This window comes from Methylocystis suflitae (assembly GCF_024448135.1).
GTDB lineage: Bacteria > Pseudomonadota > Alphaproteobacteria > Rhizobiales > Beijerinckiaceae > Methylocystis > Methylocystis suflitae.
Genome location: NZ_JAMRYX010000178.1, coordinates 1 through 21,655, shown reverse-complemented (window position 1 = coordinate 21,655; position 21,655 = coordinate 1). Strand labels below are relative to the sequence as shown.

Here is a 21,655-nt window from a genome sequence, read left to right as displayed (position 1 = left end):
GCTATGTCCGTTTTAGCTCGTCTTTGAGAAAGCCAAGCACCTCATTGGCGTCGACAGATTTTGCAATGAACGCCTGGCCGATGCCGCGCAAGAGAATGAACGTCAACGCGCCGCGCTCGACCTTCTTGTCCTGATACATGGCGTCGAGAATGGCCTGGGCGTCGTCGCGCCAACCCGGAATGTCGTGGATCCTCGTCGGCAGACCGACGCCCTTCAGATGGCGTTCGACGCGCTCCGCCGCCGCCTCGGGGCACAGGCCGCGGCGCACGGAGAAGCGCGCGGCGCAAGCCATGCCGATCGCAACGCCCTCGCCGTGAACGAGGCGCGCGCTGTCGTAACCGGTCAGGCGTTCGAAGGCGTGGCCGAATGTGTGACCGAGGTTGAGCAGCGCGCGTTCGCCCTGCTCCGTTTCGTCGCGCGCGACGATCGTCGCCTTGGTCTCGCAGCTCACCGCGACGGCGCAAATCTGTTCCGCCTGACTATGGAACACCGCATCCGAGTCGGCGTCGAGCCAATCGAAGAATCGGGCGTCGCCGATCAGGCCATATTTCACGACTTCGGCGTAGCCGGCGCGGAACTCGCGCAGCGGCAATGTCCGCAGCGAGTCGACGTCGGCGAGAACCAGCGCCGGCTGGTGAAAGGCGCCGATCAGATTCTTGCCGTGACGCGAATTGATCCCGGTCTTGCCGCCGACCGAAGAATCGACTTGCGACAGCAACGTCGTCGGAATTTGCACGAAGCGCGAGCCGCGCCGCACGCTCGCGGCGACGAATCCGGCGAGGTCGCCGACGACGCCGCCGCCAAGCGCGACGATCAGATCGCGCCGTTCGATCCTCGCGGCCAGCACGTCGTCGCAGACGCGGCCATAAACCGAAAGCGATTTTGACGCCTCGCCAGGCGGAACGATGATGGTCGTCGCGCGCAGGCCGGCGTCCTTCAGGCTCTGCTCAACTGTCGGAAGATGCAGTCGGGCGACATTCTCGTCCGTGATGATGGCGCAAGCGGCTCCGGGCGCGATTTCGGCAATATAATCGCCGGCGCGCTGCAGCAGCCCGTCGCCGATGATAATGTCGTAGGAGCGTCCGCCCAGCGCGACCCGGACAATTTCCTGGCGGCGGGCGTCGCCTTCCGCGCGCGCGGGATACAGATGCGTCATGGCCTTGGCGAAACCTCTGCTTTGCGCCCGCTGTCGCAAGTCTTCCAGTATCGGCAAGCCTGCAGCGAGAACGGCGAGCGTATCATCCACCATCGCATCCTGCGGAATTTCGCGCGACTCGACACGAAGATCGGCGAGTTCGTATAGGGGGCGCCGCGCCTCCAGTAACTGGCGCAGCGTCTCCTCCGGATCCTCCGTTTGCAGCAGGGGACGATCGTTCTTGCGGCGCACGCGCTTCAGCAGGGTCTTCAGATCGGCGTCAAGCCACACCGATACGCCCCGCTCGGCGATACGATCGCGCGTGCGAGGATCGAGAAACGCGCCGCCGCCGGTGGCGAGCACGACCGGGCCGCCGTTCAGCAGGCGCATGATGACGCGCCGCTCGCCGTCGCGAAAATAGCGCTCGCCATATTTGGCGAAAATCTCGGGAATCGACATGCCGGCCGCCGCGGCGACGATCTCGGCGTCCGCGTCGACGAAGGGAAGGCCCAGCCGCGCGGCGAGCCTCTGGCCGATGGCGCTCTTGCCGGAGCCCATCATGCCGACCAGCACGATCGCCCTGCCGTTCAGGGCGGCGCGCACGGCCAAAGCGCGCTCGTCGCTGGGCGGCTGCGAAGCTGGAAGGACGGCGCCGGAGTGTTGCGGTCGATTCATTGGGGCAAATCTAACCCGCGCGGCGCGGAATTTCATCCGCGCCGGCAAGGGCGCGCGAAAGATACGCGACCATGAAAGCGGGCAGGCGCGGGTCGGCAAGCGCCGTCAAGCTCGAAACCATATGCGCATCCGCGAGTTCGGGCGCGCTTTCGGCTGCGATAAAGGCTTTCACCTTGGCGAGGAGGGCGTGCGACGGCGCGTCGAAATCCAATCTCTTGATACAGGCGACACGCTGGCGATCGAATATCGCCGTCCAGCCGGCCGACGCCTGCGCGTCCGCGGCGGCGAGGCCCGTCTCTTCGGCGAGCTCGCGCACGAGACTGCCGGCGAGATCGACGCCCCCGCCCGAGACGACGTCGGAAGGGTCGGGGGTGCCGCAGGGAAAATAGAGCTCGCCGGCGAATGAGTGGCTTGGCCCCATTTCGCCGAGGAGATAGGCGCCGTCGCGCGCGCGCGCCGCCGGCATCGAGAAGCAATTATATACGGCTTCGTCGGGCCAGCCGAAGTCTCGCCAGGCAAGAAAGCTCGAGAAAGGCGTCTCGAAGAACCCCATGCGCAAGATGCGCGCGCCATCTTCGCCCGTCGTGCGCTCGACGCGACAGGCGAGCAGCACCGAGCCGTCGTAGAGCGCCGGATTGGCGCGTCGGCGCTCCTCCCAATGGCGCTCGATGTCGGCGGCGCGCTCCTTAGCAAAGCGCCAAGGGTGATCGACGATGCGACACTCGAGGCGATCAATCTCCGCAATTTCGATAGTCACAGGCGTGCCGCTCCTTGGCCGCAACGGCGCAAGCGGCCCGCAACTGCGATTGCGGGCCGGGTATGAATGCGCGCGATGAACGCCCGATTTCGGCTGGACCGGCTGATCCGCATCGAGCACGTCACGGCGCTTCGCTACGCCTGCATCTGCAGAAGCGCCACGCTGTCGCGAAATTCGACGATCTCGACGATGCGGCCGTCTTCGAAGCGCACGAAATCGGCAAGCTGCACCTGACCGCGACGGCCGGTGCCGCGATGACGCCACTCGACGTTCCGACGCGCAGCGGCGGCGCCGCCGTCGACGATGACCTCGGGCATAGCGATTCCGAGCTGCTCGAACTCGACCTCGATGCTGCGCACAATGTTGATCAACGCCTCTATGCCGCGATGTCGCCCGGCGTGCGAAACCGTCGTGCGGTCGCCAACGAATTCGCACACGACGTCGGGCGAACACAGCTCACGGAACAGGGCGATGTCGGGGCTACGGGAGAAACTGCCCATGGCGATCAACCGGCGCGCCATTTCGTCGCGCGCCAGTCCCGGGCCGCGGGGATTGAGAATGTCGTCGAGGCTTTGCGGCAAGAAATCGGCGCCGCGCGCGACGCAACGATGGTCCCGGAACTCGTGCATTTCCGATACCAGTCCGTTCCGCCAGCGCAGAAAATGCGCCATGTCCATGCGATGGATGAGGCCAGTGGCGCGGTGACGCCAACTGCTGATCCATCGCACCACCGTATTGTCGCCTTCGACGAGAACCGCGAGAATTTCCGCGTCGAGCGGTTCATAATCGACGTCGACGCGGCGCAAATGGGCGCGCAGCGCATCGCGCCCGCGCCATTGTCCCGGGGGAAGCACGCCAAGTCGGGAGCAGCTGTAGTTCAGCTCGACGTCTTCGACGAAATGTTCGACCAATGTCGAGACGTCGTACGTCATGCGGCTTCGTACAATCTCGTGTACGCGCCGACGCGTTTCGCTCTCGATAAGCTGGCTCGACCGCCCGCCCGGCCCGTGCATTCATCCCCCGCTATGGCGATGCGCGATGCGCTTACTGCGCCTCGGCCACGCCCAAACCCGAATGCGCGCTCGCCTTTTTTGGGATCATTATGCGCTAATTGCGATCCTTGTCGACCAACTTATTCTTGCCGATCCAAGGCATCATGCCGCGCAGGCGAAGACCGACGTCTTCGATCGGATGCGCGTTATTTCGTGCGCGAGTGGCCTTAAAGGAGGTCTGGCCGACTTTATTCTCCAGCATCCAGTCGCGCGTGAATTTGCCCGATTGAATATCGTCAAGCACACGCTTCATCTCGGCCTTGGTGTCCTTGGTGATGATGCGCGGACCCGTGACATATTCGCCATACTCGGCCGTGTTCGACACCGAATAATTCATATTGGCGATGCCGCCTTCATAGATGAGATCGACGATCAGCTTCACTTCATGAAGGCATTCAAAATACGCCATTTCCGGCGCATAGCCGGCTTCGACCAGAGTCTCGAATCCGGCGCGGATCAATTCCACGAGACCGCCGCAGAGCACGACCTGCTCGCCGAAAAGATCCGTTTCGCATTCTTCGCGAAAGGTCGTTTCGATGATGCCGGCGCGGCCGCCGCCGATCGCCGCGGCATAAGACAGCGCAACCTGCTTGGCGTTGCCGGAAGCGTCCTGATGCACCGCGATTAGGCAGGGCACGCCGCCGCCCTTGAGATATTCGCCGCGCACCGTATGGCCCGGGCCTTTCGGCGCGATCATGGCGACGTCGATATCCTTGCGCGGCTCGATCAGGTTGAAATGGATGTTGAGGCCGTGGGCGAAGAGCAGCAGCGCGCCCGGCTTCAGGTTCGGCGCCATCTCATTGGCGTAGATCTCGCCCTGCAGCTCGTCGGGCGTCAGCATCATGATGACGTCCGCCCATTTGGAGGCCTCGGCGACGGTCATGACCTTGAGGCCAGCGCCTTCCGCTTTGGCGGCCGAGGCGGAGCCAGGCCGCAGCGCGACCGCCACTTCCTGGACGCCGGACTCCTTGAGATTGAGCGCATGCGCGAAGCCCTGGCTGCCGTAGCCGACGATGGCGACTTTCTTGCCTTTGATCAGATTGATGTCGGCGTCCCGATCGTAATAAACGCGCATGTGCTCTGCTTCCTTGATGTGCGTGCGCTCTTGGGGGAACGGCGCGCCCCGCGCCGTCGAATTCGCTGGCGGGCTCCTTCTACGCGGGCCGCCCGGCAAGGTCAAAATTCTCGCGCCTTAGATCGGATCGGGCCCGCGCGAGATGGCGGCGACGCCTGTGCGGGAGACCTCGACGAGCCCGATCGGACGCATCAGGTCGATGAATTCATCAATCTTGTGGGGTTTGCCGGTCAATTCGAAAATGAAGCTCTCCGTGGTCGCATCGACGATGCGGGCGCGAAAGGCTTCGGCGAGTTGTAGCGCGAAGGTGCGGTGGTCGCCGCGACCTTTGACTTTGACCATGGCGAGTTCGCGTTCCAGCGAGCGCATCGACATGGTGAGGTCGGTCACCTGATGCACGGGGACGAGTCGCTCGAGCTGGTGATGGATCTGGTCGATCGTCTCCGGCGCGCCGGAGGTCAATATCGTGATGCGCGAGAGATGTTCGGCGTGAGCGACCTCGGCGACCGTGAGGCTCTCGATATTGTAGCCGCGGCCGGAAAACAGGCCGACGACGCGCGCCAATACCCCCGGCTCATTGTCGACGAGCACGGAGAGCGTATGCGACTCGACCTTGGAGTTCGTCGTCGCGGCGGCGTAGGGCGATGGCGGAGAAGCGGGAGCGTTCATCTTTTTTCCTGGGCGGTCGGCAAATCGGCAGTCGGCAGTCGATTGCAGCGTCACGACTGCCCATTGCCGACTGCCGACCGCCTAAACAAGCATCTTTCCTTTTTCGTCGATGATCGCGCCGATCTCTATCCCAGCGTCATCGGAAAGATCGGCGAGCAGCATGTCGTTATGCGCCTTGCCGGAGGGGATCATCGGGAAGCAATTTTCGACCTTGTCGACGACGCAATCGAAGATCACCGGTCCGTCATAGTCGATCATCTCCTGGATCGCGGCGTCGAGCGACGCGGGATCAGAGCAGCGGATGCCCTTGGCGCCGAACGCTTCCGCGAGCTTGACGAAATCGGGAAGCGCCTCGGAGTAGCTATGGGAATAGCGCCCGCCGTGCAGCAGTTCCTGCCACTGGCGCACCATGCCCATATATTCGTTGTTGAGGATGAAGATCTTCACCGGCAGGCGGTATTGGATCGCCGTCGACATTTCCTGAATGCACATCAGGATCGAGGCTTCGCCGGCGATGTCGATCACGAGCGAACCGGGGTGCGCGAGCTGCGCGCCGATCGCCGCCGGCAGGCCATAGCCCATGGTGCCGAGCCCGCCCGAGGTCATCCAGCGGTTCGGCTCTTCAAAATGATAATGCTGGGCGGCCCACATCTGATGCTGCCCGACCTCGGTGGTGACATAGACGTCACGGTCCTTGGTCAGCGCATAGAGCCGCTGCACCGCATGCTGCGGCTTGATCGCCGTTTCAGAATTGCGGAAGGCCAGCGATTTGCGCGCCCGCCACTCGTTGATCTTCGCCCACCAATCGTCGAGCGGCTGCTTGTCGGCGCTCATCGCCTCGGCGCGCCACAGGCGCACCATGGCTTCGAGCACATGCGCGCAATCGCCGACGATGGCGAGATCGACCTTGACGTTCTTGTTGATGGACGAACGATCGATGTCGATGTGGATTTTTTTCGAGCCCGGCGAAAAGGCGTCGAGACGTCCGGTGATGCGGTCGTCGAAACGCGCGCCGACCGCGATCATCAGATCGCAGTCGTGCATGGCGTGATTGGCTTCCCAGGTGCCGTGCATGCCCAGCATGCCGAGCCAGTTTTCGCCCGACCCCGGATAGGCGCCGAGCCCCATCAGCGTCGAGGTGATGGGAAAGCCCGTGAGACTCACGAGTTCGCGCAGCAGGGTGGACGCCGCGGGTCCGGAATTGATGACGCCGCCGCCCGTATAAAAGATAGGCCGCTTCGCCGCCGCCATCATGCGCACGGCCTGCTGCATCGCCTCCATGTCGGCGTCGAGCTTGGGATGATAGGTCTTGTGCGCGGCGCTGCGCGGCGGGGCGTAGAGGCCGCGCGCAAACTGCACGTCCTTGGGGATGTCGATGACCACCGGTCCGGGCCGGCCGGACGACGCCACATAGAAGGCTTCATGCAGCACGCGCGGCAGATCGGCGATGTTTTTGACGAGATAATTGTGCTTCGTGCAGTGGCGGGTGATGCCGACCGTGTCGCATTCCTGGAAGGCGTCGGAGCCGATGAGATGCGTCGGCACCTGCCCGGTGATGCAAACGATCGGGATCGAATCCATCAGCGCGTCGGTGAGGCCCGTCACCGTATTTGTGGCGCCCGGTCCCGAGGTGACGAGCAACACGCCGACCTTGCCCGAGGAGCGCGCATAGCCCTCCGCGGCATGGGCGGCCCCCTGCTCATGGCGCACGAGAATGTGCTGCACCTTCTCCTGCTGGAAGAGCACGTCGTAGATCGGAAGGACGGCGCCGCCCGGATAGCCGAAAAGAATCTCCACGCCCTGGTCGTTCAGGGCTTCGACCACCATTTCGGCGCCGGACATTTCCTTCGACATCATCATTTTCCGTCTTGCTTCTTGCGGCGGGCGACTAGGATGTTTTTCGTCTTCGGGCAACAAAAAAGGCCCTCTTGGGGCCTTGGGTCAAGCGCCATTGGCGGAGGCCGGGCCTAGCCCTGCTCCGTCTCCGGCGCTTCAAATACGAGAATTGCGCGCATTTACGCGTTCCGCCCCTTCGTTCACGGCCGACGTTACGGGAGGCGCGGCGGAGAATCAAGGGCGGAGAGCGAAACTTCAGCGGGCGATCCATCCGCCGTCGATGACGAGGAGGTGGCCAACGATGAAGCGCGCCTGTTCGGAGCACAGGAACAGCACGGCCTCGGTCAGCTCCTCAGCCTTGCCCATCCGCCCGATCGGAAACAGCTTCCCGGCCTGCTCAGGGCTGATGCGCTCCTTCTCCATCCATTGATGGAAGACGTCGCCGGGCGCGTCGATGCCGCAGGCGCAGATGGCGTTGACGCTGATATTGTCCTTGGCGACCTCGAGCGCGACGGTCTTGGTCAGGCCGTCGACGCCCGCCCTTGGAGGCGGCATAGGCGCCTTCCGCGGGGTTGCCGGTGAGGCTGCCGGTGATCGAGGATTGGTTGACGATGGCGCCGCCGCCGTTTTGGCGCATCTGCCGGATTTCGTGCTTCATGCAGAAGAACACGCCGCGCAGATTCACATCTATGTGGAAGTTGAAGCCCTCCTCCGTCTCCTCGGCGATGGGTTTGAAGCGCACGACGCCGGCGTTGTTCACTGCGCAGTCGAGGCGACCGTACGCCTCGACCGTCTTCGCGACCATGGCTTCGACTTCCCGCTCGATGCGCACATCGGCCGGCGTGAAGAGCCCCTCGCCGCCTGCCGCGCGGATCATATCGAGAGTCTCCCGCCCGCCAGCCTCGTCGATATCGGCGAGCGCGACCTTCGCCCCCTCACGGGCGAAGGCGAGCGCCGTCACCCGGCCGAGACCCCTCGCCGCGCCGGTGACGAGCGCGACTTTCCCTTCAAATCGAGCCATGAGCCTCTCCCGAGCCTGAGCGGAAGCTTTCACCCGCCGCCGTCGCGGTCAAGCTCGTGAGAGGCGATTATTCGAGGCGGTCACGCGCCTTCGGCGGCGAGCGCGCGCTTGACCCCTTCGTCCGCCGCCATCATGTCGTGGTGTTTCAGGACATTGGGGTATTTCGACAGGCCGTCCTCGAGCAGCGACGCGCCCCAGCGCTCCATCGGAAAAACATAGGCGTCGAGATAGCTGCGCTTGTCGCCGACCATGTAGCGGCGACCCGCAAGATGCGCTTCGACAATATCGAATTTCTTGCGCACGAGCGCTTTTGCGGCTTCGCGCACATTGTCGAACGCCTCCTTCTCCCGGGCGCGGGTATAACGATTGGGCGAGAAAAGCGGGAAAAAAGCCGGGTGGAGATCGCCGGTGATGAAGGAGGACCAGCGGTCGGCCTCGGCCTCGTCGCGCGGCGACCCGTCCGGGGCGATCCCCGAGCGCGGGAAGCGGCCGGCGAGATAGCGCAGCACGGCCGCGGCCTGGGTCAGAATCCAGCCTTCGCCCGTATCAAGCGCCGGCACCGCGCCCGCGGGATTGATCTTCAAATATTCCTTATCGCCGAACTCGACCGCCTTGGTCTCGTAAGGTTCGCCAATCCATTCGAGCGCGATATGCGGCGCGAGCGAACACGCGCCTGTATGATAGTAGAGCGTGACCATGAGGGCCTCCCCTTGAGAGCGTCGCTCTTAGAATAGGGCGGCGGCCCAGGAGGGTCGCGTCTACCCCTCGCCGCAGTCGAGAATCCAGGTCTTGTCGCAAAAGGCGACATAGAGGCGCTCCTGCCCGAGCGCCGCCCCGAGTTCGCCGGCGAGTTCGTTCAGCATCGCCTCGATCTGCGCCTCGGGAAGGCCGCCGAGATAGGCGTGCACCGCTTCGCCGGTGAAGATCGCGACCGGCTCACGGTCCGAACCGACCGTGCCGTCGTCCCTGGGCCAGGCGTAGGTCACCTCGCCGCGGGTGAACATGCCTGAGAGCGCGGGCTGGCCGGCTTCGACGCGGCGGCGCATCCAGGCGTGCGCGCAACGCACCGCTTCGGAAAGGTCATAGACGCGGCCCTCGGCCTCCCAGCCCTCGCGCAGCCCGACGGTGATGCGAAAATCCCGCCGCGGTCCGCGTGAGCCGTCGACGAGGCGATAGACGCGCTTGGTCATGAGCGGAAGGTAAGGCGCCGGGGGCGCGCGAGAAAGGCTGTGAACCGAGATAGGCCGCGCAGCCTACGGGACTTCGATTGCGCCCGTGGCGATGTCGAACAGGCGCTTTGCCCGTTCGTCGAGGTCAGGCGGGCGCGATGGCTTGGTCATCGCTTGCCCGTCCATGTGGACGCGAGCTTTTGCAGCGCCTTGTCCGCTTCCTGCTCTGCCTCTCGCTTGGTCGCGTAGGAATGCGGGGACCGCAGATGAATCTGTGACCCCTCGCAGACAGTCCAACGGAACCGCCCCGCGTAGAGCGGGTCAGGCTCAATTCTGGATGTGAAGAGATCTGTTTCGCGCATGGCTCATTATGCGCGCGGGCGCCGGTTTATGCCAGAGCGCTCAATAATGCGCGACGAAAAGCTTCAATTTCGGAGACGGCAGCTCAGGAGTGCGCGTGGATGCCCGCGACAAGCGCGGGCATGACGCGGATAGGTTGGGCTTCTCCGATTCAGTCGTCGCGCTTTTTGTTTATCGCCGCGCTTTTCCACCGTCATGGCCGGGCTTGTCCGGCCACGTATTGTGCGCGACGCTCGCCCGCTCAGCCTTCCAGCAGCCTACGCGCGATGACCTGCGCCTGAATCTCGGCCGCGCCCTCGAAAATATTGAGGATGCGGGCGTCGCAGAGCACACGCGAGACTGGATATTCGAGCGCGAAGCCGTTGCCGCCATGGATCTGCAGGGCGTTGTCGGCCGCCGCCCAGGCGACGCGCGCGCCGAGCAGCTTGGCCATGCCAGCCTCCAAATCGCAGCGCTTGCCCTCGTCCTTCTCGCGCGCGGCGAAATAGGTGATCTGGCGGGCGACGTGGATCTCGATCGCCATCGAGACGATTTTGTTGAAGACGCGCGGGAAGGAGAACAGCGGCTTGCCGAACTGAATGCGCTCCTTGGCGTATTTCAAGCCGAGGTCGAGCGCGCATTGGGCGACGCCGAGCGCCCGCGCCGCGGTCTGGATGCGGGCGGATTCGAAGGTCTCCATGAGCTGCTTGAAGCCCCTGCCCTCCTCGCCGCCGAGAAGATTTTCGGCCGGCACTTCGAAATTGTCGAAGCCGATCTCGAACTCCTTCATGCCGCGATAGCCGAGCACTTCGATCTCGCCGCCGGTCATGCCCTTGGCGGGGAACGGGTTCTCATCGGTGCCGCGCGGCTTCTCGGCGAGCAGCATGGAGAGGCCCTTATAGCCCTTCTCGTTCGGATTGGTGCGCACGAGCAGCGTCATCACATCGGCGCGCACCGGATGGGTGATCCAGGTCTTATTGCCGAAGACCTTATAAACGCCGCCTTCCAGCGTCGCGCGGGTGCGCAGACCGGCAAGATCGGAGCCGTTGTTGGGCTCGGTGAAGACGGCGGTGGGAAGGATCTCGCCAGAGGCGATTTTGGGGAGATATTTCTCCTTCTGCGCCTCTGTCCCGCCGACCAGAATCAATTCGCCGGCGATTTCCGAGCGCGTGCCGAGCGAGCCGACGCCGATATAGGCGCGCGACAATTCCTCGGAGACGACGCACATGGCGATCTTGCCCATGCCCGAGCCGCCATATTCCTCCGGAATCGTCAGGCCGAAGACGCCGAGGTCGGCGAGGCCCGAAATCACCTCGAGCGGGATATATTCATTCTTCGAGTGCCAGTCCTGCGCATAGGGCGTGACATTGGCGGAGGCGAATTTGCGCATCTCGCTGCGGATCGCCTCCAGCGTCTCGTCGAGGCCCGATGCGCCGATGGTCTCTGCCGCAGCGTGGTGGTCGATGAGTTCGGCGAGGCGGGCGCGGTTCGCCGGCGTATTGCCGGAAAGGATCAGCCGGTCGACGCAGGCGGGACGCCGCGCCGCGATCTGTTGGCTTGAAAGCCCGAAATCGCTGAGCCGGACGATCTCGCCCTGGCTCATCGGAATGCCGCCATAGACCTGGGCGAGGAATTCGGCGAAGCCGATCTGGTTCAAAAGCTCTTCGGTTTCGCCATAGGCGCCCTCGGCCGAGAGCCGCTCGGCGTAATCGATGAGTTCGCGCAGCCCCTGCACATAGGTCGCAAGCCAGGCGAGGCCGTGCGCGGCATGCTGATCCGCCTCGAACAGGTCATTGGCGATCTTGCCGTCGCGGGAATCGCGGGCGCGCACGCTGACCAGCGCGTCCTTGTAAAGCGCCTCGACGGCGGCGAGCGCCTCCTTGGCGTCGCTGGTCCAATCGGCGGCTTCAAGTTTCGTTGCGACGGCTGCGGTCATTCTTTCTTATCCGGAAGTCAAAGCGCGCGTAGGCGCTGGGCGAATTTGCGCCTTACATGCCGCCATTTGGCCGGAGACGCAACCGGTCTGCCTGCGCCCGCAGGGCTTCGAACTCGGGTTAATTTCAGCTCACTTCAGCGTCATGCCCGCGCTTGTCGCGGGCATCCACGCCAGACGATCGCGAAACGCATCGCGCGGAGACGATATGTTCGGCTAATGTTCTCGGATTTGCGTCGTGGCGTGGCGTGGATGGCCGCGACAAGCGCGGCCATGACGCGGTGAGATGACGCATCGTTAGCCTGGATTCGGAGCCCTACTTGCGCCCGATAGCCGCGAACCATCAGATTTTTTCGATGATCAGCGGCAGGCCGCCTTTGGGTCGCGTCGTGAAATCCGGCGCCAGTTCGAGGCGGTGGCCCTCGACCGTCGTGAAGCGAAAGTCGCGAACGAGCGTCGCGAGGATCGCGGTCATTTCCAGCATCGCGAACCCCATGCCAATGCAAATGCGGGGGCCGGCGCCGAAGGGCATGTAAGCGCAGCGATGGCGCGTCTTGGCTTTTTCCGGCGCGAAGCGGTCGGGGTCGAAAGCGTTGGGCGCGTCCCAGAGTTTCTCGTGACGATGCAGCGCCCAGAGCGCCGCATAGACCGGTTCGTTCTTTGCGATTTTATGCGGGCCGAGCGTCATGTCTTCGCGCGGCTGTCGTCCAATCGCGGCGGCCGGCGGAAAGAGGCGCATCGATTCCTGTATGACTTGCTTTGTAAATTGCAGCCCCTCGATCCTGTCGCCGCTGATGTCGGCGTCGCCGGCGATTGCGCGCACTTCGTCGCGCAGGCGCTCCTGCGACGCCTGATCCTTGGCGAGCAGCCACAGGCTCCAGCCGAGCGCGACGGCCGATGTTTCATGCCCCGCGACCAAAAAGCCGTAGAGATTGGCGATGAGTTCGGCGTCGGTCATCGACCGGCCGCTTTCGGGGTCCTTGGCGGCAAGCAGCCGATCGAGGATCGCCTGCGTTTGCCCGCCCGATGCGCGCCGCACCGCGAGGAGGCGCGCGGTCTCGTCGTAAAGGTAGCGCATGTCGCGATTGACTTTCGACGAACCGGGAAACGGCAGCCATGTCGGCAGTCGAAGCAGGGTGAAGATCCGCGACCAGGAGATGGCGGCGAAACTCTCCTGCAAGGCGGCGACAAACTTGCCGCGATCGAAGGCCCCAGTGACGCCGAGCACGGCTTTCTCGATGACCGCGAAAGTGACGTTCGACATGGCGTTCATCGCATCGACCGGCGCCCCCTGCGGCGCGAGGCGCCAGGCCTCCGCCTGGGCTTTGGCGCAATCGACGAATGTCGGCGTGAGCGCCAGAAGATTTTCATGTCGGAAGGCGGGAGCGAGCGCGCGCCGCTGCCATCTCCAATCGGCGCCTTCGACAAAGAACAGCGCATCGCGGTTGATGACGGACGACAGTGCGCTGACCGTGATGAAGTCGCGCGTAAAACTGTCCGCGCGCGTGATCAGCATGTCTTCGATGAGTTCGGGATCGGTGAGATAATGCGTGCGCCCGACAAACGGCCAAACGCCCTCAAGCGTGAAATAATGTTCGCGATAGGCGGCAGGCGGCCAGTTTTCGAGAAAATTGCGTTTGGCCGCGCGCCAGGACGGGCGTTCGTTTGGCGTAAGGGGCGTGAAATCCGGATCGTGAAACATGCAAGCTCCTGCGCCGGGAAGATATTCGCTTCAATGACGAGGGCGAACCCGCGCAGGTGGATCTAGCGAATATTTTTTTTCTCCTCCTCATCCTGAGGAGGCCTCGAAGAGGCCGTCTCGAATGACGAGGGTGAGGAAAACTACGCGAAATCGGGCTTCCTCGCCCTTCGAGACGCGTGCTGCGCACGCTCCTCAGGATGAGGAAGCCTTCACCCGATCGGCCTGCGAACCTGCGCGAAAAATCGGCGCAGAAAAAAAGCCGCCAATTCCAGTCAAATCCGGCAACGGCGGAAGCCGCGCCAAGCAAAAATAGCGAGAATCAGCATCGGCAGCGCGACGCCGATGAGCGGGCCGGCAAGTCCCGCCGGCGGGCGCGCCACCAGCTCTTCGTCCGCCTGGGTGAATTTCGGCATGGCCGCGTAATCCTGCGCCGTCAGCGACGCGCCGGCCTTGGCGCGGGATAGGAAGAATTCACGCCAATCGAGATGAAAGGCGCGGATGCGGTCGAGGAAGGCGCGATAGCGCGTCTCCCCTGAGCCGGCGACATCCGCCATGGCCTGATAGGTCAAATAGGCGGGCGAGAGATAGCCGAGCCTGTCCGCCATGTCGCGCTGGCGGGCGAGCTGCGCGTCATGTTCGGCGACGATCGCCTCGACGCGCTGAAAGGCCGCCTCCTGCGTCGCGAGGCGGCGCAGCGTCATCTCCTGCGGACCGCCGGCTGGCTTTCCCGCATCGCCATGTTCCTGGGCGTAGCGCGCAAGAGAGGCGTCGCGGGCGCGATCGGCGTCGGTCGAGGCGGCGCGCGCCGCCAGCACCATGTCGATGCGCGAGGGCGCGGGATGGGCGAAAGCGGCGAGGCTGTTGATCGCGGCGGGCAGGATCATGGTGATCGCCACCCAGGCGCCGATCAGCGTCAGCGCATTGAAGGCCGAGCCGCGGCCGAGGCCGTCGACGGCGGCGGCGAGCGCCGCCCAGAAGAGACCGTAGAGCAAGAGCACGATGAGCAACGCCGCGAAGCCGGGCGAAGCAACCCGCTCCCAGCCGGCGAAGATCCAGACGCCAGCGGCGACGGCGAGCAGCGTCGCGACAATCGGCGCGGCGACGCGCGCCGTCAGCTTGCCGGCGAGCGCGGCGCTGGGCCGCCGCGCCGAGGCCAGCGTCATCGCCAGCGTTCCCTGCTCGCGCTCGCCGGCGAGCAGATTGAAGGCCATCGCCAGAATGACGAGCGGATAGACGAAGACCACGACGAAGGCGAGATCGGTCGCGCCCGACATCAGATTGGCCGGATTGTCGATCTCGTCGGCGAAGAGGAAACTGTCTTTCGAGCCCGTCGTCACCCGGACGGCGGGTGGCAGCAGATCGCTCTGCCCTGTGGCGACAAGCGCCAAAGGCGCGGGCGGGAGCGCGGCGACCGCCGCGGCGGGGCCTCCGCCCATGAAGGCCGCGTTGCGCGGATCGCGATAGGGCGGCGGCTCCGGCGCGGGCTTTCCCTGCGTCTCGCCCTGCTGCAATTGCGCGAGCGTTTTCTGGAGGTTTGACAGGCGCTGCGTCTCGTCGGCGCGCGCCGCCGCGATCGCCGCCTGCTGCGCCGCGACGCGCGAGGCGCCCATCGCGAGGGCGAACAGCGCGACGCCCGCTAAAGCCAGAAGCGCAAACCAGATCGCGCCGTCACGGCGCATCGTCCGCGCCTCGAACCGCATGCCCGCGAGGAAAGCGGAAGAGAGGAAAGCGGACGACATGCGCGCGCTCATACCGGGCGCAGACGCCGCGCCGCGAAGAGCGCGAAAGCGCCAGCCAGTGCGAGCCAGCCTAGAAGACCAACGATCGGAAGGACGCTGTGGTCGAGCGCGAAGACCGCGCCGGGCGCGCGATAGGCGAAGGCGGCGATCTTTCGCCACAGCTCCGGGCCCGCGACGTAACTATTGTCGTGGGCGAAATGGATGAGGTTGTCGCTGACCTGATTTTGGATGTCGCGCCGATGCGCCTCGGCGGCCGTCGCGAAATCGAACTGGCTGCGGCTGTCGACCCCGGCGAAAGCCATCGAGATCGGCCGCAGCGCCAGCAGCGGAAAGAGGAATCCTGGCGCGGCGCGCAGCGCGTCCTGACGGTCAAAGGCGGCCTGCAGCGCGCCAAAATGGCGATCGAAGATCGCATAGCCGGCTTCGTCGTCCTTGCGCAGCGCCAGCCCGCGGAAGCTGACCGGCAAATCCTCGATCCGCGACACGCCGTATTTTTTCAGCGTCTCATCGCGGAAAGCGACGAAGGCGGGATGGCTCTCGTCATGGCCGAATGTCTTCGCCTTGTCCTGCGCGATCCCCGCCCGAAACTCCTGCCATGTCGGCGTCGGCGCGAAGGCGCGCGCGGCGTCCGTGGCGAGGCGCGGCGCGAGAAAGGAATTGGCGAGCCAGAAGGCGAGCAGCGTGACGAGCGCCGCGCGTGAGCTTCTCGCCAAAGCCGAAACGCCCAGCGCGAGAAAGGCGAAGCCTGCGAGATAGGCCGCATAGGCGGCGCCGAGCGCGCCGAGACGAATCAATTGATCGACGAGCGACAGGCGCTCGCGATCGACAAAGAAGACGAGGGCGAGCGCCGCGCCGACGAAGGCCGGCGCGAGCAGCGCGAAGATTGCGCCGATGAGCGCCATCGCCTTGCCGGCGAGAATGTCGCGCGGCCTGGCGCCGACGCTGAGCAGCTGTTTCAGCGTGCCGCTTTCGCGCTCGCCGGAGAAGCTTGCGACGCCCATCAGGATGACGATGAGCGGCGCGATCGTCTGCAGGATGAAGGCGAGCGACAGCGACCCGAGCCGCGCGCCGACGCCGCCGTCGCGCGCCTGTTTGAACTGGGTCTCGTTCTGCTTATGCGCCTCGAGCCACACCGCCGAGCCGACATAGGCGTCGACGCCGGGATCGGCGAGCGCCAGCGGGCTCAACGGCTTGAAGGCGTATTGGCCGAAATGCGCGGCGGCGTGCGGATTCTTGGCGCTCTGTCCGACCCAGAGGTCGCGATCGGCCTGCGCCGCGGCGTCGCGCTCGCGCAGGATGCGGGCGTTCTCGACATAGCCGAAGGCGAGCGCGGCGAGCATCAGCGCCATAATGAAGGCGCAGAGCCAAACGAGGCGCCGGTCGCGGAACAGCTCCAGCCATTCCTTGCCGGCGACGGCGCGGACGACGCGCCAGCGGCTCTTCGCCGGCGCAGTCGTGGCGAGCGGGGCGAGAGCGAGATCGCTCACGCCGCCGCGCTCGCGAAGAGATCGAGATAGGCGCGCTCCAGCCCCAGATGATCGACGTCGTCAGCGCCGAAGACGGAAGCGAGACGCCCCTGCGCCATGATGCCGATCTTCGTGCCGCATTGCTTGGCGAGGAAGAGGTCATGCGTGACCATGAGCACCGCCATGCCCTCCTTGCGCAGCCGCTCGATAAGCGCGGCGAATTCATTGGCCGCGAGCGGATCGAGGCCGGAGGTCGGCTCATCCAGCACCAGCGCCTGCGCGCGCCTTGCGAGCGCGATGGCGACGCCGACCTTCTGGCGCATGCCCTTGGAATAGAAGCGCACGGAACGCTCGGCCGCGTCCTTTGGCAGGCCGGCGGCGGCGAGCAGCGAAAGAAGCTCGTGGCGAGGCGCCTCGGCCCCAGAGATTTCGGTGAAATATTGCAGATTCTCAAGGCCGGTGAGCGCGCCGTAGAGCATCACCTGCTCGGGGATATAGGCGAGAAGCGCGCGCGCCGCCGAGGGATCAACCGCGGCGTCGATCCCGCAGACGAGCGCCTGGCCTGCCGTCGGCTGTATAAAATTCAGGAAGAGATTGACGGTCGTCGTCTTGCCGGCGCCGTTCGGGCCGAGCAGGCAAAACACCTCGCCCGCCGGCACGGTCAGATTGAGACGGTCGAGCGCCGGCGCGCCGGCGCCGTCATAACGCTTGGTGAGATTGCACGCTTCGAGCATGGCCGCATCCGCCTGACGGCTCGCCGCCGGCGCGCGTGGCCCGCGCCGGCTTCGATGGTCGCGCAAGACTGCCTTTTGAAGCGTCCGCGGTCAAGCGAGCGGCGGCGCTACTTCTGCTTATAGGCTTCCGTCACATCCTCGACGGTGCGCAGGCCGGGCTTTGGCGCCATCACCAGCACCGCCATATTGCCGGGCGCATGTTCGTTCTTCCACATCTTGGTGTGGGCGAGCGGGATTTTCTCCCAGGAGAAAACCTCCGACATGCAGGGGTCGACGCGGCGATCGAGCACGAAGCGGTTGGCGGCCGACGCTTGCTTCAAATGCGCGAAGTGCGAACCCTGGATGCGCTTCTGGCGCATCCACACATAGCGCGCGTCGAAGGTGAGGTTGAAGCCGGTGGTGCCGGCGCAGAACACCACCATGCCGCCGCGCTTCACCACGAGGCAGGAGACGGGGAAGGTCGCTTCGCCCGGATGTTCAAAGACGATGTCGACGTCCTTTTTGCCGGTGATGTCCCAGATCGCCTTGCCGAAGGCGCGGGCGTTCTTGGTCCATTCGACATATTCGGGCGTGTTGACCTTCGGCAACTGCCCCCAGCACTTGAAGTCCTTGCGGTTGATGACGCCCTTGGCGCCAAGCGACATCACGTAGTCGCGCTTGCTCTCATCCGAGATGACCCCGATAGGGTTGGCGCCCGAGGCGGCGCAGAGCTGCACGGCGAACACGCCGAGGCCGCCGGAGGCGCCCCACACCAGCACATTATCGCCCGGCTTCAACTGGTGCGGCGCATGGCCAAAGAGCATGCGATAGGCCGTGGCGAGCGTTAAGGTATAGCAAGCGGCCTCTTCCCAGGAGAGGTGCTTCGGCCGCTCCATCAGCTGGCGGTCCTGGACGCGGCAAAACTGGGCGAAGGAGCCGTCCGGCGTCTCATAGCCCCAGATGCGCTGCGAGGGCGAGAACATCGGGTCGCCGCCGTTGCACTCCTCGTCGTCCCCGTCGTCCTGGTTGCAGTGGACGACCACCTCGTCGCCGACCTTCCAGCGCTTCACCTTGGAGCCGACCGCCCAGACGATGCCGGAAGCGTCGGAGCCGGCGATGTGATAGGGATTTTTGTGCGCATCGAGCACGGAGATGGGTTCGCCCAGCGACGCCCAGACGCCGTTGTAATTGACCCCGGCCGCCATCACGAGCACCAGCACGTCGTGACTGTCGAGCTCCCAGGTCGGCAAGACCTCGAGCTGCATGGCGGTTTCCGGCGGCCCATGCCGCTCCTTGCGGATCGCCCAGGCGTACATGTTCTTGGGAACATGCCCGAGCGGCGGAATCTCGCCCATCTCATAGAGGTCTTTCTTCTCACTCAAGGTTTCGCTCCCTCCGGCTTTGAACCGTGCGCCGATAAAGTTCCGGCGGAGCTTATAATAGGGCGACGGCGCGCTTCATAGCGCGAAATTCCTATGGATCGGCAAGTGTTTCTCTATAGCTGCAGGAAGCCTTTCGGCGCCCGCGCATTATTTATTTGCGCTTGGGGGCAGAAAGAGACCCGATGGAAACCGCGCCCGAGATCGATTTCATCGACATGGAGCCGCGCCCGGAACTGGGCGCCAAGATCGTCGCCAAGCTGGCTCAGCTGGAGAAGGTTTATGGGCGAATGACCGCCTGCCGCGTCGTCGCCAAAGGGCCGAGCGGCCATCATCGGACCGGCGGCCAACATCATTTTACGATCTACATCGCGCTCCCCGACGGCCGCGAAGTGTCGGTGGAGCGCACGCCCGACGCCGACGAGCGCTTCATGGACGCTGATTTCGCGCTCAACGACGCCTTCAGGCGGGCGCGGCGGCAATTACGCGATCAGTCGCGCCAGATACGCGGCAAGATCAAGCATCACGAGACGGCGCCCACCGCCGTGGTGAAAAGCGTGTTTCGCGCCGACGGCTTCGGCTTCCTCGAAAGCGAGGATGGACGCGAGATCTATTTTCACCGCAACAGCGTGGCCGAACCTGGCTTCGACGCGCTCGAAATCGGCGAGCGGGTGGAGTTTCTGGAAAGCCAAGGCCGGGAGGGGCCGCAGGCCAGGCGCGTGCAGTCGCTGAACGAAATCGCGCCGCGCCCCAGCTCGGGATAGGTCGCGCGACGTCCAAAGCCTGGTTTGTGGCCGGGGCGGCGCAGCCAACGCCGACGCGCTGCGGCCGGGCGCCCGTCTTCCTCCACCGCTGGCCGCATGCTAAGCGCAACGGCGGAGGAGACGCTATATGAACGACATGTCCGCCCCGCGCCGCGACAAGCCCTGGATGTTTCGCACCTATGCCGGCCATTCGACCGCCAGCGAGTCCAACAAGCTTTATCGCTCCAATCTCGCCAAGGGCCAGACGGGTCTCTCCATCGCCTTCGATCTGCCGACGCAAACCGGCTACGACAGCGACCACATCCTCTCGCGCGGCGAGGTCGGCAAGGTGGGCGTGCCGGTCTCGCATCTGGGCGATATGCGCACGCTTTTCGACGGCATCCCGCTCAGCGAGATGAACACGTCGATGACCATCAACGCCACCGCCGTGTGGCTGATGGCGCTCTATATCGCCGCCGCGGAAGAGCAAGGCGCGCCGCGTGGAAAACTGCAGGGCACGACGCAAAACGACATCATCAAGGAATATCTTTCGCGCGGCTCCTATGTCTTCCCGCCGACGCAATCGCTGCGCCTCACGCAGGACCTCATTCTCTTCACCACGAAGGAATGCCCCAAGTTCAATCCGATGAACGTCTGCTCCTACCATCTGCAGGAAGCCGGCGCGACGCCGTCGCAGGAATTGGCCTATGCGCTCGCGACCGCCGTCGCCATTCTCGACAATGTGAAGAAGTCCGGCGAAATCTCCGACGAGGATTTCGCCCAGGTCGTCGGCCGCATCTCCTTCTTCGTCAACGCCGGCATGCGCTTCGTCACCGAGCTCTGCAAAATGCGGGCGTTCGCCGAGCTTTGGGAAGAGATCACGCGCGAGCGCTACGGCGTGAAGGACGAAAAGCTCCGCCGCTTCCGCTATGGCGTGCAGGTCAATTCGCTGGGCCTCACCGAGCAGCAGCCGGAAAACAACGTCTACCGCATCCTGATCGAGATGCTCGCCGTCGTTCTCTCCAAGAACGCGCGGGCGCGCGCCGTGCAGCTTCCGGCCTGGAACGAGGCGCTCGGCCTGCCGCGCCCCTTCGACCAGCAATGGTCGCTGCGCATGCAGCAGATCATGGCCTATGAGACCGACCTCCTCGAATATGGCGACATCTTCGACGGCAATCCCGAAATCGCCCGCAAGGTCGCCGAATTGAAGGCCGAGGCGATGGCCGAACTCAAGAAGATCGAAGAGCTCGGCGGCGCGGCCGCGGCGGTCGAGATCGGCTATATGAAAGGCAAGCTCGTCGAAGCCAATACCGCGCGTCTCGAGTCGATCGAAGCCGGCGAGCAGATCGTCGTCGGCGTCAACAAATTCACCGAGGGCGAGCCCTCGCCGCTGACCTCCAGCGGCGATCAGATCATGGTCGTGCCCGAACATGTCGAGGCCGAGCAGATCGCGCGGCTCAAAGCTTGGCGCGAGAGCCGCGACCAGAAGGCCGCGCAAGCCGCCATCGACGAGCTGGCGCACGCCGCCAAGGAAGGCCGCAACATGGTCGAGCCGTCCATCGCCGCAGCGAGGGCGGGCGTCACCACCGGCGAATGGGGCAATGTTTTACGCGGGGTGTTCGGGGAGTATCGCGCGCCGACGGGCGTCTCCTCGACCGCCCGTCAGGTCGGCGGCGCGCTCGACGCCGTGCGCGGCGAAGTCGAACGCGTGTCCCAAAAGCTCGGCAAACGGGCGAAATTCCTGGTCGGCAAGCCCGGCCTCGATGGCCATTCGAATGGCGCCGAGCAGATCGCGGTGCGCGCCCGCGACGCCGGCTTCGACGTGATCTACGCCGGAATTCGCTCGACGCCGGCCGAACTTGTCGAGGCGGCGAAGAAGGAAGGCGCGCATTGCATCGGCCTCTCCATCCTCTCCGGCTCGCATGTGACGCTCGCCCATGAAGTGATCAAGCTGATGAAGCAAGAAGGCGTCAACGCGCCGCTGGTCGTTGGCGGCATCATTCCGCCAGCCGACGAAAAGCTGTTGCGCGATGCGGGCGTCGCGGCGGTCTATACGCCGAAGAACTACGACCTCAACGCCATCATGACCGACCTCGCCCACATCATCGAGAAGGCGGCGGTTTAAGGCGCCCGGGGTCCACGCACAGGAGAGCGCCCCCTCCCCAACCCTCCCCCGCGCTTCGCGCAGGAGAGGGAGCAAACCTCGCGCTTCATTAAGCTCGCGCATCTTCGGCGTCGCCCGGACTGACGCC

The 21,655-nt window shown here is 64.7% G+C and carries 17 protein-coding genes and 1 pseudogene; 2 read left to right on the top strand and 16 right to left on the bottom strand.

What is annotated here, in order from left to right; translation table 11 throughout:
• Position 1: 1 nt before the first annotated feature.
• From aroB to ccrA, 16 genes and pseudogenes are all read right to left on the bottom strand, one after another.
• Complete coding sequence (gene aroB / locus NEI07_RS13875) at positions 2 to 1,810, bottom strand: 3-dehydroquinate synthase (protein WP_256035303.1); 1,809 nt, start codon at positions 1,808 to 1,810, stop codon at positions 2 to 4.
• A 10-nt stretch (positions 1,811 to 1,820) separates the two neighbouring features.
• Complete coding sequence (locus tag NEI07_RS13870) at positions 1,821 to 2,567, bottom strand: NUDIX hydrolase (RefSeq protein ID WP_256035302.1); 747 nt, start codon at positions 2,565 to 2,567, stop codon at positions 1,821 to 1,823.
• Positions 2,568 to 2,701: 134 nt separating this feature from the next.
• Positions 2,702 to 3,499: a nuclear transport factor 2 family protein gene (locus NEI07_RS13865; RefSeq protein WP_256035301.1), complete on the bottom strand. Its 798-nt coding sequence runs from the start codon at positions 3,497 to 3,499 to the stop codon at positions 2,702 to 2,704.
• Positions 3,500 to 3,674: 175 nt separating this feature from the next.
• Complete coding sequence (gene ilvC / locus NEI07_RS13860; protein ID WP_256035300.1) at positions 3,675 to 4,694, bottom strand: ketol-acid reductoisomerase; 1,020 nt, start codon at positions 4,692 to 4,694, stop codon at positions 3,675 to 3,677.
• A gap of 117 nt (positions 4,695 to 4,811) precedes the next feature.
• Positions 4,812 to 5,363 (bottom strand): acetolactate synthase small subunit, encoded by a 552-nt coding sequence (gene ilvN, locus NEI07_RS13855; protein WP_123174283.1) that lies wholly within the window; start codon positions 5,361 to 5,363, stop codon positions 4,812 to 4,814.
• Positions 5,364 to 5,444: 81 nt separating this feature from the next.
• Complete coding sequence (locus tag NEI07_RS13850) at positions 5,445 to 7,217, bottom strand: acetolactate synthase 3 large subunit (protein ID WP_256035298.1); 1,773 nt, start codon at positions 7,215 to 7,217, stop codon at positions 5,445 to 5,447.
• A 237-nt stretch (positions 7,218 to 7,454) separates the two neighbouring features.
• Entirely contained in the window at positions 7,455 to 7,754 is a 300-nt protein-coding gene (locus NEI07_RS13845) for an SDR family oxidoreductase (RefSeq protein ID WP_256035296.1), read from the bottom strand.
• A 40-nt stretch (positions 7,755 to 7,794) separates the two neighbouring features.
• Positions 7,795 to 8,220: pseudogene (locus tag NEI07_RS13840) on the bottom strand (SDR family NAD(P)-dependent oxidoreductase); the annotation flags it as partial.
• An 80-nt stretch (positions 8,221 to 8,300) separates the two neighbouring features.
• The gene (locus NEI07_RS13835) at positions 8,301 to 8,918 is read right to left on the bottom strand and encodes a glutathione S-transferase family protein (RefSeq protein ID WP_256035294.1); all 618 of its coding nucleotides are present in this window, start codon (positions 8,916 to 8,918) and stop codon (positions 8,301 to 8,303) included.
• A gap of 60 nt (positions 8,919 to 8,978) precedes the next feature.
• A complete protein-coding gene (locus tag NEI07_RS13830; RefSeq protein ID WP_256035291.1) occupies positions 8,979 to 9,410 on the bottom strand; it encodes a hypothetical protein in 432 nt (143 codons plus the stop codon).
• Between the two features lie 580 nt (positions 9,411 to 9,990).
• Positions 9,991 to 11,664 carry an acyl-CoA dehydrogenase family protein gene (locus NEI07_RS13825; RefSeq protein ID WP_256035289.1) on the bottom strand — a complete coding sequence of 558 codons (1,674 nt, stop codon included), beginning with the start codon at positions 11,662 to 11,664 and terminating at the stop codon, positions 9,991 to 9,993.
• Between the two features lie 340 nt (positions 11,665 to 12,004).
• Positions 12,005 to 13,363, bottom strand: a complete 1,359-nt coding sequence (locus tag NEI07_RS13820) for a cytochrome P450 (RefSeq protein WP_256035288.1) — start codon at positions 13,361 to 13,363, stop codon at positions 12,005 to 12,007.
• A 272-nt stretch (positions 13,364 to 13,635) separates the two neighbouring features.
• The gene (locus NEI07_RS13815; RefSeq protein WP_256035286.1) at positions 13,636 to 15,102 is read right to left on the bottom strand and encodes an ABC transporter permease; all 1,467 of its coding nucleotides are present in this window, start codon (positions 15,100 to 15,102) and stop codon (positions 13,636 to 13,638) included.
• An 8-nt stretch (positions 15,103 to 15,110) separates the two neighbouring features.
• Entirely contained in the window at positions 15,111 to 16,589 is a 1,479-nt protein-coding gene (locus tag NEI07_RS13810) for an ABC transporter permease subunit (protein WP_256035284.1), read from the bottom strand.
• The gene (locus NEI07_RS13805; RefSeq protein ID WP_256035282.1) at positions 16,586 to 17,302 is read right to left on the bottom strand and encodes an ABC transporter ATP-binding protein; all 717 of its coding nucleotides are present in this window, start codon (positions 17,300 to 17,302) and stop codon (positions 16,586 to 16,588) included. Before NEI07_RS13805 ends, NEI07_RS13810 begins: the two co-directional genes overlap by 4 nt.
• Before the next feature lie 107 nt (positions 17,303 to 17,409).
• Positions 17,410 to 18,663: a crotonyl-CoA carboxylase/reductase gene (gene ccrA, locus NEI07_RS13800; protein ID WP_256035281.1), complete on the bottom strand. Its 1,254-nt coding sequence runs from the start codon at positions 18,661 to 18,663 to the stop codon at positions 17,410 to 17,412.
• Positions 18,664 to 18,845: 182 nt separating this feature from the next.
• Here ccrA and NEI07_RS19505 point away from each other — a divergent pair, with 182 nt between their 5' ends.
• The gene (locus NEI07_RS19505; RefSeq protein WP_305123747.1) at positions 18,846 to 19,424 is read left to right on the top strand and encodes an HPF/RaiA family ribosome-associated protein; all 579 of its coding nucleotides are present in this window, start codon (positions 18,846 to 18,848) and stop codon (positions 19,422 to 19,424) included.
• A gap of 127 nt (positions 19,425 to 19,551) precedes the next feature.
• Positions 19,552 to 21,528: a protein meaA gene (locus tag NEI07_RS13790; protein ID WP_256035280.1), complete on the top strand. Its 1,977-nt coding sequence runs from the start codon at positions 19,552 to 19,554 to the stop codon at positions 21,526 to 21,528.
• Positions 21,529 to 21,655: the final 127 nt, after the last annotated feature.